The 12,090-nt window shown below is 27.4% G+C and carries 10 protein-coding genes; all 10 read left to right on the forward strand.

The features are described from left to right. Positions 1-68: 68 nt before the first annotated feature. The 10 genes from AYC61_RS13330 (at position 69) to AYC61_RS13375 (ending at position 11,773) form a co-directional block, all read left to right on the forward strand. Complete coding sequence (locus AYC61_RS13330) at positions 69-770, forward strand: YEATS-associated helix-containing protein (RefSeq protein ID WP_066503326.1); 702 nt, start codon at positions 69-71, stop codon at positions 768-770. A gap of 234 nt (positions 771-1,004) precedes the next feature. Further along, positions 1,005-2,309, forward strand: coding sequence for a UDP-glucose dehydrogenase family protein (locus AYC61_RS13335; RefSeq protein ID WP_476691453.1), 1,305 nt, complete (start codon positions 1,005-1,007; stop codon positions 2,307-2,309). A gap of 502 nt (positions 2,310-2,811) precedes the next feature. Next, on the forward strand, positions 2,812-3,972 hold the full coding sequence (locus AYC61_RS13340; RefSeq protein WP_066503353.1) for an amidohydrolase: 1,161 nt from the start codon (positions 2,812-2,814) through the stop codon (positions 3,970-3,972). A gap of 397 nt (positions 3,973-4,369) precedes the next feature. After that, positions 4,370-5,086, forward strand: coding sequence for a PrsW family intramembrane metalloprotease (locus AYC61_RS13345; RefSeq protein WP_202906842.1), 717 nt, complete (start codon positions 4,370-4,372; stop codon positions 5,084-5,086). 118 nt (positions 5,087-5,204) lie between these two features. Continuing rightward, positions 5,205-6,122: a tetratricopeptide repeat protein gene (locus AYC61_RS13350; protein ID WP_066503332.1), complete on the forward strand. Its 918-nt coding sequence runs from the start codon at positions 5,205-5,207 to the stop codon at positions 6,120-6,122. 151 nt (positions 6,123-6,273) lie between these two features. Beyond that, entirely contained in the window at positions 6,274-6,915 is a 642-nt protein-coding gene (locus AYC61_RS13355; protein WP_066503333.1) for a lactate utilization protein, read from the forward strand. A 10-nt stretch (positions 6,916-6,925) separates the two neighbouring features. Beyond that, complete coding sequence (locus AYC61_RS13360; RefSeq protein ID WP_066503336.1) at positions 6,926-7,606, forward strand: metal-dependent hydrolase; 681 nt, start codon at positions 6,926-6,928, stop codon at positions 7,604-7,606. A gap of 251 nt (positions 7,607-7,857) precedes the next feature. Next, on the forward strand, positions 7,858-8,868 hold the full coding sequence (locus tag AYC61_RS13365; protein WP_066503338.1) for a LacI family DNA-binding transcriptional regulator: 1,011 nt from the start codon (positions 7,858-7,860) through the stop codon (positions 8,866-8,868). Positions 8,869-8,901: 33 nt separating this feature from the next. Beyond that, a complete protein-coding gene (rbsK, locus tag AYC61_RS13370) occupies positions 8,902-9,813 on the forward strand; it encodes a ribokinase (protein ID WP_066503340.1) in 912 nt (303 codons plus the stop codon). Between the two features lie 580 nt (positions 9,814-10,393). Continuing rightward, positions 10,394-11,773, forward strand: coding sequence for a hypothetical protein (locus tag AYC61_RS13375; RefSeq protein WP_066503341.1), 1,380 nt, complete (start codon positions 10,394-10,396; stop codon positions 11,771-11,773). Positions 11,774-12,090 lie beyond the last annotated feature (317 nt).

Here is a 12,090-nt window from a genome sequence, read left to right on the forward strand (position 1 = left end):
GGGTATGATTGGATACATATATAAACAATTCTATATTATTTTTATATAGAATGTAAGGGGGAAATAATATGCATATGGTTTATATTATTATCATTATGGTTTTTGCTGGAATTTTAGGTGGACTAGTTAATAATTTTATGTATGCTAAATTGGATGTTGAGAAACAGTATAAGAGATATAATCTAATAAAGTCTATAATAATTGGAATGGCAGCTTCTTTTTTAGTACCATTATTTTTAAATATGATATCAAGTGATTTAATAAAATCTAGTGAAGAGGATTATTATAAATTATTTATTTTTTTAGGTTTTTGTACAATAGCAGCTATTGCATCTAGTACATTTATCAATTCAATGACTAGCTCATTTTTAAAACAAGTAGACGAAGTTAAGAATCAAATGAATTATATAAATAGATATATTAATCCTATTGTTAACAAGGTTGTAGAAGATGATGTAAATGAGACTAGAGAAGATACAATATCGAATAAAAATGACAGTGAGCAAATAATAAATTCTGATAAAATAATTGACGATGAAAAAATAACAATATTGAATGCTATATGTTACAGTAGATTTGTCTTTAGATCTATAGATGGAATTAGTAAGGAAACAAATTTAGAAATTATTAAAGTAAAAGCTATATTGTCAGAGTTGATAGTTAAAGGATATATAGATAGTTTTGTAAAAAATAAACATATCAGGTATTTCGTCACAAATGATGGTAACGAAGTGATTAAATACTACAATGCAAAAAAACAAATAGTCTAAATGATAAAATTCTGACGTAATTATTGTATGATTTATTATTAAAAATTTTATTTTAAAAGCTTTTTTATCAAATTTTAAAGCATAAGCTTGTTATGATGTTACCTCCTAGTTATATTTATATTCAGTGTTAAAAGTTGAATATTATCAAAACAGCTAATATTTCATATTAATGAAATATGGATGTGTTTTTTTATGACTTAAAAGGGGGTAATTAAAATAAACAATATAACTATTATTGGAAGTGGTTATGTAGGCTTAGTTTCAGGGGCATGTCTTGCTGATTTTGGTATGAGTGTGATATGTATAGATAATGATAAAAGTAAAATTGAAAAACTAAATAATGATATAATTCCAATTTACGAACCAGGCTTAGATAAGTTAGTGCAAAGAAATAAATATTATAAAAGGCTTAGATTTACAACAGATGTAGAAAGTGCAGTAAAAGATAGTGATGTGATTTTTATAGCTGTAGGTACACCTGCAATGGAAAATGGAGAAGCTGATCTTAATTATGTGGTAGATGTTGCACAGACAATTGGTAAGTATATAAATGAGTATAAAGTTATAGTAAACAAATCAACAGTACCTATAGGAACAGGTGAAATAGTAAAAAATGAAATAAAGAAAGCATTAAAGCATAGAAATGTAAATTATAACTTTGATATAGTTTCTAATCCAGAATTTCTAAGAGAAGGTTCTGCAATCTATGATTTTACCCATCCAGATAGAATAGTATTAGGTTTAGAATCTGAAAAAGCTGCTAATATTATGAAAGAAGTTTATAGAGTGTTATATTTAAATGAGACTCCATTTGTGATTACAAATATAAAGACTGCTGAAATGATAAAGTATGCATCTAATGCATTTTTAGCAATGAAGATAACTTATATAAATCAAATAGCAAATTTATGTGAAAAGGTAGGGGCTGATGTTCATCATGTAGCAAAAGCTATGGGGATGGATGGCAGGATAAGTTCAAAATTTTTACATCCAGGACCAGGCTATGGTGGTAGTTGTTTTCCAAAAGATACAAATGCGTTATATAAAATAAGTCAAAAAATCGATGAACCTATTACTTTAGTTGGTGAGACAATAAAAGCTAACGAAAATCAAAAACTAAAAATGGCTCTAAAAATAAAAGAAGCTATGGGAGAACTAAAAGAAAAAACTATAGGAGTATTAGGTGTTACATTTAAACCAAGAACTGATGATATGAGGCAGGCACCTTCTATAACTATACTAAATGAATTAGCTAAATATTGTGTGAATTTTAAAATTTATGATCCTGAGGGGTTAAAAGAAGGAAAAGTGAGACTTGAGAAGATAATAGATAAAATAGTATTTTGTAAAAATGAATATGAAGCAATAACAGATGTTGATGCTCTAGTAATATTAACAGAATGGAATCAATTTAGAATAATGGATTTAAAGAAGATAAAGCAGCTAATGAAGGGAAACTATTTTTTTGATTTTAGAAATATTTACGAAAGAAAAATAGTTGAACAATTAGGCTTTAAATATTATTGTGTAGGTAGATAGGAAAGCTAAGTTGATTAAATAAATAAACTATGTTTATGTTGAATAAGTATAATAAAGCGACCAATGACCAATGGTCGCTTTATATGAATATTTTAAGTTGAAAAATTGAAAGACAAAAAATAGCATAGTTGAAAAAATTACTTTTGTTATAACCAATAAGTAACTAGGATTTCTCTAAGGTTTCTTCGGAGAGCGACTTTAAGAGCTTGTTTCTAGGCGTTTTTATAAAATCAAAAGGAAACAAGCTCTTTACGGAGTCGTAGAAGATTCTTAGAAAAATCCTATACCAGTTAGTAAGGAAAATAAATGAGTAGTTTCATTGTTAATCTAACAAAGTTTGACTATATCAAAATCACTCTTAAAATATAAACTAACAAAATTTAACGATTAACAATCTGTATAATGCTATCAGCGTTTTTCTAAGCAAAATATTTATATAAAATATGATATAATATTAATTACTAAAAGAAGAAAGAGGTTGTTGTATTTTATGGGTGGAAAAATGTTATTTATTAAAAATGGTAAAGTTTTTACTATGGAAAATGGTATTTTAGATGGTGCATCAATACTCATTGAAAATGGGAAGATTATAGATATTGGTTATGATTTAAAAGAACCAGAAGCTGCCCATGTTATTGATGCACAAGGAAAAATAGTTATGCCGGGGTTTATAGATGCACATACACATATAGGTATTGTCGAAAGCAGTATTGGTTTCGAAGGTTCAGATCACAATGAAAGGACTAATCCTATTACCCCACAGCTTAGAGCAATAGATGCTATTAATCCGGTTGATATAGCTTTCAAAGAAGCTATAGAAAGAGGAATTACTTGTACTGCTACAGGTCCAGGTAGTGCAAATGTAATTGGTGGAGAATTTGTTGCTATTAAGACATATGGAGACAGAGTAGATGATATGATTGTTAAAAAGACTGTAGGTATGAAATGTGCTTTTGGTGAAAATCCTAAGAGAAATTATAATCAAAAAGATCAAATGCCTATGACTAGAATGGGAATAGCTTCATTATTACGAGAAGCATTATTTAAAGCAGTAGATTACAAGAAGAGAATAGAAGCTGCTAAAGATGATTATGCAAAAAGACCAGCTTTTGATATGAAACATGAGGCTATGCTTCAAGTATTAAATAAGGAAATTCCTCTAAAAGTTCATGCACACAGAGCTGATGACATATTAACAGCAATGAGAATAGCAGATGAATTTGATGTTGACATTACTTTAGACCATTGTACAGAAGGTCATTTAATAGCAAAGTATATAAAAAATGCAGGAATGAATGCAATAGTAGGTCCGAATATGACACATAGATCTAAATTTGAGCTTTCAAATAGATCATTTATAACTCCAAAGGTTTTAGTTGAAAATGGTATAAAAATTGCTTTAATGACAGATCATCCAGTAATACCGTTACATTTATTGCCAGTGTGTGCATCTCTAGCAGTGAAATCAGGTTTAGATGAAATGGAAGCCTTAAAGGCATTGACTATTAACCCTGCTGAAATATTAAAAATAGATGATAAAGTAGGTAGTATAAAAGTTGGTAAAGATGCAGATATAGTAATATGGAATGGAAACCCATTAGATATAAACTCAGATGTAATTTACACTATTGTTAATGGTATGGTAGTATATAAGAATTTCTAAAAGAGTACATAAAATAAAGTGTTTTTATCTAACTAAGAGAAATAATAATTAGAGGTGAAGCTATATATATAAAAGAAAAATATTTAGAAAATATAAGTAAAATTATACCAACTTTACAAATATTATGGTATAATATATAATATACAATCAATTTATTTTATAAGGTTAAGCATTTATATTAATGTTTGACCTACTTTTTATATATTATTTTGAAGAATAAATTTACATGAACATAAAAAAATGATATAATTACATTAAATGTTAATAAAAGAAGACTTAAATTAGGAGGTGGAAATATACTATTCTATTACCAAAATGTCCTTGTATAACAAATCTTATATTTGAGAGAATAATTCATAAGTCAATATATTTTATGAATTAGGATGGTGGTATGATTATGGATATAAGATTATTGGTAATAGCTGCAATACCCGTTTTTGCTCTTGGCTTAGGTATTTATTTGACAGATAGGTTTGATAAAGAACCTTTCAAACTTTTAATTAAAGTATTCGTATTAGGCATGTTATCTGCAATTCCAATTTCTATAATCGAAAAGATACTAGTATCTGTTAATGTTTTTAGTGGCTTGATATCTGCTGCTTACATTGCGTTTATTGTTGCAGGTTTAACAGAGGAGTTTTTCAAGAGAGAAGTTGTAATAAGAACTGCTTTTAATCATGAGGCATTTAATGAAAAGCTTGATGGTATTGTCTATTGTATATTTTCTGCATTAGGTTTTGCCTTGGTTGAAAATATTGTTTATGTTGTTTTTAGGTTTTCAACAAATCCACATGTTGGATTATATAGAGGTATATTATCAGTGCCAGCACATACACTGTTTGCTGTAACTATGGGTTATTATTTATCATTATCTAAATTTTCAAACAATAAAGCTGAAGCTAAAGAATTTTTTAGAAAATCATTAACTGTACCAATTATATTTCATGGAATATTTAATTTTATATTAATGTCAAATATACCAATGCTAATGGGTATTTTCATACCATTCGTTGTTTATTTATGGGTTATAAGCTTAAGAAAGTTAAATTTATATTATAATGAATCTAAAAGTACATTTATAAAGACGTCGAGAGATACTGATATCAAAAAATAAATATAATTAACTTTAGGCTATTAAATTAAAAGTTTTTTTAATGAATATATTGGCTTATAATATATAAATTTTTGATTGTATATAATTTATTGAAAAAATAGAGGGAGTAATTATTTATATGAAACGAAATTATATGCTTGATAATTATATTAATTTAGCAGAAAAGTTTCGACTGGAAAATAAACTTTTTAAGTCAGTGGGATTTTTAAAGAAGGCATTTAATTATGCACAAGGTAGAGATAAGTACGAAATTTTATTAAAGATGGGTTTAATTTATGATGAGATAGGTAATTATACATTAGCTGAAAGAAAATATGAACAAATTTTAGAAATTAATCCCAATGAACCTAGAGCATTTTATGGACTAGCTATATTATATGATGAGCAGAAAAAACATGATAAAGCAATTAAATACTATGAGAAAGCAATTGAGTTAAAACCCGATTATGATAGAGCATATTTTTTCTTGGCGGATACTTGGGATAGTATTGGAAATAAAGAAAAAGCAATAAAATATTATAAAAAGACAATAGAACTTAAACCAGATGACTTTTGGGCATACATAAATTTAGGGTCAATATATGAAGAAATAGATAAAAATCAAAATGCATTAGATATGATTGATAAAGCTTTGAAGTTAAAATCAGACAATTTCTTAGCATTATTTAACAAAGGTGTAATAATAAATAAACTTGGGCAAGTAGAAGAGGCTATAGATTATTACATGCAATCTATAGAACAAAATCCAAAATATCCTTATAGTTATTTAAATTTGGCTGTAATATTTAAGGATAAATTAGATTATGATTATGCTATAGATATTATAACACTAGGTATTAAAAATAATAATAAATCAGCATTTTTATATTATAATAGAGCTTGTTTTTATGTACATAGAGGTAATTTAAAAGAGGCACTTGAAGATGCTGTGAAAGCAGTGGAATTGAATGATTATTTTATTGATTACATAAAGAATGATGAAGAATTGGATCCTATAAAAGACTTATATGATTATAAGGAATATTTTAATAAGTAATACATATAATAAAGTCCCTTTTAGGGGATTTTATTGTTTATAAGAGTTTGATTTTTCAGATAAATGTATAAGCAGGGTATTATTCTATTGAAAGTAATACTAAAATTCTATTATACAATAGTAATAGCTAATATATTTAAGGAGGGACGATATGAATGAAAATGTAGGTTTTGTATATGAAAAAATGGCAGAAAGAACTATTGAAAATTTGAAAAAAGGAAATATAAACGGATATTTTTTACAAGACGAAAAAGAAGCTATAGAAACCATAGAGTCAATAGTAAAAGAAGGAGCGACTGTTTCAGTAGGAGGATCAATGACTTTATTTGAAACAGGTATATTAGATTATCTTAGAAATGGTAAATATAAATTTTTAGATAGATATCAAGAAGGACTTTCTAAAGAGGATATTAAAGAGATATATAGAAAAACCTTTTTTGCAGATGCATATTTTACAAGTGTTAATGCATTGACTGAGCAAGGTGAGATTTATAATGTAGATGGTAATGGTAATAGAGTTGCAGCAACTTTATATGGTCCTGATAAAGTTATTTTCATTGTAGGTATCAATAAGTTAGTTTCAGAGATGAAGTATGCTGTAGAAAGAAATGAAAACTTAGCAGCACCTGCTAATGCTAAAAGATTGAACAAGCAGACACCTTGTACTAAAACAGGAATTTGCATGAATTGTTTAAGTAAAGAAAGAATATGCAGAAAATATGTTGTTATAAAAGGGGATATGGATAAAGACAGAATGCATGTTATTATCATAAATAAAAATTTAGGATACTAAGAGGTGAAGTATGAAAATTACTTATTTAGGTCATTCGGCCTTTTTAATTGAAGGAGAAAAAATAAAATCATTAATAGATCCATTTATAAGTGGTAATCAAAATTGTCCTGTAACTGTTAACGATTTAAACAACATTACACATATATTTGTTACACATGGTCATGGAGATCATTTAGGCAATACTGTAGAAATAGCAAAGAAAAATAATTCATTAGTAATATGTAATTTTGAATTAGGTTTTTATTTAGGTAACAAAGATATAAATGTCCATACAATGCATATAGGGGGGAAATATAATTTTGACTTTGGTTTTGTAAAAATGGTGACTGCATTACATGGTTCTGGTATAATTAACCAAGATGGCACTGTAACAAATGGAGGAAATCCATGTGGTTTTTTAATAGAAATAGATAATAAAAAAATCTATCATGCAGGCGATACAGCACTGACAATGGATATGAAGCTTTTAGAAAAAGAAGATATAGACGTTGCTATATTACCAATAGGTGGAAATTACACAATGGATATAGAGGATGCAGCAAGAGCAGTTGAGTTCATAAAGCCAAAATTAGTTATACCAATGCATTATAACACATTTCCGGTAATAAAAGCTAATCCAAATGATTTTAAAGAAAAGATAAAAACTGCTGAGGTTAGAATTTTAAACAATGGAGAGTCTATAGAAATATAAATGTGTTATAAAAATCAATTCAATAAAATAAACAGCAAGATTAAATCATATTCCCTTAATAAATTTCTTTTTCTTTTAAAGATGATAAAGAGGAAGTAAAAATACTTCAATAGAGTTTTTTACTTCCTCTTTATTCAATAATTTGTTAATTATAAAAAAAAATGAAATTACATGTTGATAAAATATGCTACTAGTGATAGAATAATAATATATTTAGTTAAACGTTTACTCTAATTTGAAAGTGTGATTATATGAGCAATAAAAAATATACAATTAAAGACATTGCTTTGGAAGCAGGAGTTTCTATTGCTACAGTTTCAAAAGTTTTAAATAACAAAGATAAGAATATTAGTGATAATACTAGAAATAGAATATTAGATATAGTAAAAAAAAATAATTATATTCCAAACCGTGTAGCAAGTAGTCTTGTAACAAAGAATACAAAAACATTAGGATTAATTATTCCTGATATTACAAACCCATTTTTTCCAGCAATAGTACGTGGTGCTGAAGATATCGCAAATTTAATGGGATACAGTTTAATATTGTGTAACACTGATAATTCTATTGAAAGAGAGAAAAAAGCTATAGAAATGCTTACTGAAAAGATGGTTGATGGAATTATACTTGATTGTTCAGAGAGCTCAACTTATTATAAAAGTTTTTTTAGAACAGATACACCTGTAATTTTAGTTGATAGCGATAGTAAGATTACCGGTGAAAATATTGTAGGCAAAATAACAATAGATAATTATAAAGGAGCCTATGAAGGAGTAACTTATTTAATCAATAAAGGTTATAAAAATATAGCTATGTTATCAGGACAAACCAATAGAAGCACTGGTTTACATAGATTAGAAGGTTACAAAGATGCTTTAGCTGACAATTTTATACACCTTACAGATGATTATATTGTAGAAGGTACTTTTGACACTGATTCAGGTAAGGTTGGTGTACAAAAACTTTTAGAAAGAAATATACCAATTGAAGCTATTTTTTGTGGAAACGATATGATTGCTATAGGTGCAATGAAAAAACTTAAAGAATTTGGTTATAAAATACCTGAGCAAATAGCTGTAATGGGATTTGATGGAATACATTTTGGTTCATTATATGAACCTAGTCTTACAACTATTAAACAACCATATTATGATATGGGTTATAAGGCTGGTGAGATATTAATAAATATTGTTAAAAATAAGAATAGAGAATTTGTAGAAGTTTTATTAGAATTTGAATTACATATAGGCGATAGTGCATAAAGCATGTTGACAATACAAAAGAGGAGTGATTTTTTGGGTAAGGTTATGGTTTTAGGAAGCATAAATATGGATTTAGTGACAACAACTCACCGTATGCCCAAAATAGGAGAAACTATTACAGGCAAAACCTTTAAACAAGTTGGTGGAGGTAAAGGTGCGAATCAAGCTTGTGCTATAGCTAGATTAGAATGTCCAGTATCTCTGGCAGGTTGTGTTGGAAATGATGTTTTTGGCAAAACCCTTGTAAACTCATTAGATAATGATGGAGTAGACATTTCAAAAATAAAATTTATTGATAAAGTTAGTACAGGCGTGGCAACAGTATTAGTAGATGATAGTGGAGATAATTGTATAGTTGTAATTTCTGGAGCTAATTATTGTATTGAAGAAAGTGATATTAAAGATATTATAGAAGAAAAAGCTTATGACGTAGCTTTAGCTCAGCTAGAGGTTGAAATGAACCTAGTGGAGAAGTTTTTAATCGAGTCAAAGAGAAATGGAAAATATACTATTCTTAATCCAGCACCAGCTAAGAAATTATCACAAGAGCTTATTAATAATGTTGATTTATTGATTCCTAACGAAACGGAGCTTGAAATATTAACTGATATAAAAATAAACAATTTTGATGATGTAATAAGGGGTTCTAAAATGTTATTAGAACAAGGTGTAGTAGAAGTTATTGTTACATTAGGAGATAAGGGGTGCGTTTATGTTAATAATAAAAAAATCAAACAATATAACGCTTATAAAGTAAATGCATTAGACACAACTGCTGCTGGAGATAGTTTTATTGGAGCTATAGCAGTTGGTAAAGCACAAGGTATGGATATAGATGAAGCAATACAAACAGCTACAAAAGTAAGTGCAATAACTGTAACGAGAAGTGGAGCACAAAGCTCGATACCTACCAAAAAAGAAGTAGAAGAATTTGAATTTAAGTAGAGAAGCTAAATTTTAATTTAGTGTGAATCGCTTGCTTAGTGGAAAAATTGAAAAACAACTACAATTAAGCAAATTAACAGGCATACCGTATTGGTATGCCTGTTGTTTAATATAGTAATAAATAAGCATGATTCTCCCTAGGGCGGGATTCATTTTTCTTCTTATTCAGTTAATAGAATAAAACAAAAGTTGCCTGGTGTAAATACAAAATAAATAATAAGTTAATAAAGATATGAACACGAACATAATATTTACAAAAATGGTAAATAGTTAGGTTGATTAACTTATAGAAAGTAACTCCGTGTAACTTTTATGTTACAAATATATTGTACTAGGGTGTAATTTAACATTAGAAAAATCTAAAAAATATGCTTTTATCCTAGTTAGAAAAATCTCTTATACCACTGAATTTAAAAATTAATTTAAAATAAATAGGGTATTATAGAGCTATTAATAATAAAATCGAGATCAAAAGACAAAATATAGCAAAAAATAAAATACGTGCAAAAAAATAAATAAGTTATATAATTGTTATAGATAGTCTTGCAAGGCTTTAAAAAAATCTTAGAGGTAAAAGTATATGAAAAAATCATTTATATTTCTTATAGTAATAATTTTATTTTTATTTATTTTTAAGAGTGTAGTATTTTTTTTCAATGAAAAGCAAAGTAAATTTGATAAAGAAATAAATCTAAAAGCAGATACATTTATGAATTTTAATAGTGAGATGCTTAAACAGAGCAAAGCAAATAATATGAAAAACATAACATGTTCAATTGTCGATCTAAAAGAAATAGTTTTTTTAAATACTCAAGGAAAACTTATTGGTTCATTGAATTATAATAATGGAGAAGTGGTTGATTTTGAACTTGTTGGTAAATTGAAAAATAGAGGTAAAGATAAGGATATTCTAGTTATTGCTGATTTAAAAGATTCTTTAGATAATTTTGAGGTTATAAATTGCAGTTTGTCAATATCACCAGGAAAAATGAATTTATTTAACAAAGAAGAATATCTAAGAAATAAACATCAAATTCATTCAGTGATATCATTAATATTTAAAGAAAAAGAAACAAACAGATTAACTTACATAGAATGGTTTAATCCTAATATTAATGTTGAAGATATTGTTAAAAAACAAAATATATTACCAAAAGCTGAAAGAGAAGAAATACTATGGCATAAGAAACTATTAGATTTTCATACAGGAATAAGTATCAGTTCGGTTGTTACTTATAAGGATTGTTTAATTGATGGGACTTATAAATCACGACCTGTTGAGACAGTAGTATTTTCTAATCAATATAATTATATGGGTGAAACATATGAGCAAGAATTAAAGATTAAAGAAGAGATTTATCTTAAAGATGTTCACGGTGATGCGGATATGTCAGCATGGATTAAGGTATGTAGTAATCGAACTATATGTCTTACAAATCCATTATATAGTTCAGATGAATCTTTTTTATCAGTTGGGAGAGGAGGACCAACAAAATTAAAGCTTATTATTCAAGGAAATGATGATGAGGTAGGTGGAGATGCTTTCTATAATATGAAATGGGATGTTAAAGGTGTTACTTCTACAGATATACAAACTGGATTAGATGCAAATATTTTGCATTCAAGGGTTAAATCTTATGTACCAATAAATTCAAATATTAGCGAAAAATTTTTAAGAGAATTGAATTTCAATAGAAAGTGGTGTTCTTTTACTAATGATATTGAAAATGATGAATTGACTAGATATGTTGAAGTTGAATTTAATAAAGAATACATGACTAATAGTGCAAAAGATAATCATAAATTTATTGTCGATTTTCATGTTAGAAAATATGATGAAATAGATCATGATGATGGAATGTTAATATTTAAATATTCATATTTTGTTTGGGATCAAATTGGACATAATCATATGAGGCGGTCAAATACCTTGATAGGTAATTATTCTTCATATCAATAATATACCTACTAAAATAGATACGGTTTGAGGCTAAAATTTCTTGGTGTAAATTTCCTGGCATAATTAGGAAGTTCTATGTTTGAAGTAAGGGTACAAAGAAGTTGTTTAAATAGCTAGGGTAAACCTTTGAGGGAAATGTGGCTCATTGTTTTTATGTTGAAGCCATACATGACATTTTTTACTCGGAGATACCTATCTTTTTCTGATTATATAAAGATGAAAAAATATAGGCATCAATGTCGTGGTCAAAAAATGTCATGTAGCTTCTAAAAGATTTATTGGTTTGAATTCTTTAGGGTTAGGCGTTGTGAGTACGA

It is taken from the genome of Abyssisolibacter fermentans, from assembly GCF_001559865.1.
In the GTDB taxonomy this organism is placed as follows: domain Bacteria; phylum Bacillota; class Clostridia; order Tissierellales; family MCWD3; genus Abyssisolibacter; species Abyssisolibacter fermentans.

Excerpts from the sequence above, each read along its gene's own strand:
- AYC61_RS13355 (WP_066503333.1), top strand. The coding sequence starts at position 6,274 with ATGAATGAAAATGTAGGTTTTGTATATGAAAAAATGGCAGAAAGAACT.
- AYC61_RS13365 (WP_066503338.1), top strand. The coding sequence starts at position 7,858 with ATGAGCAATAAAAAATATACAATTAAAGACATTGCTTTGGAAGCAGGA.
- AYC61_RS13345 (WP_202906842.1), top strand. The coding sequence starts at position 4,370 with ATGGATATAAGATTATTGGTAATAGCTGCAATACCCGTTTTTGCTCTT.
- AYC61_RS13350 (WP_066503332.1), top strand. The coding sequence starts at position 5,205 with ATGAAACGAAATTATATGCTTGATAATTATATTAATTTAGCAGAAAAG.
- AYC61_RS13340 (WP_066503353.1), top strand. The coding sequence starts at position 2,812 with ATGTTATTTATTAAAAATGGTAAAGTTTTTACTATGGAAAATGGTATT.
- AYC61_RS13375 (WP_066503341.1), top strand. The coding sequence starts at position 10,394 with ATGAAAAAATCATTTATATTTCTTATAGTAATAATTTTATTTTTATTT.
- AYC61_RS13330 (WP_066503326.1), top strand. The coding sequence starts at position 69 with ATGCATATGGTTTATATTATTATCATTATGGTTTTTGCTGGAATTTTA.
- AYC61_RS13360 (WP_066503336.1), top strand. The coding sequence starts at position 6,926 with ATGAAAATTACTTATTTAGGTCATTCGGCCTTTTTAATTGAAGGAGAA.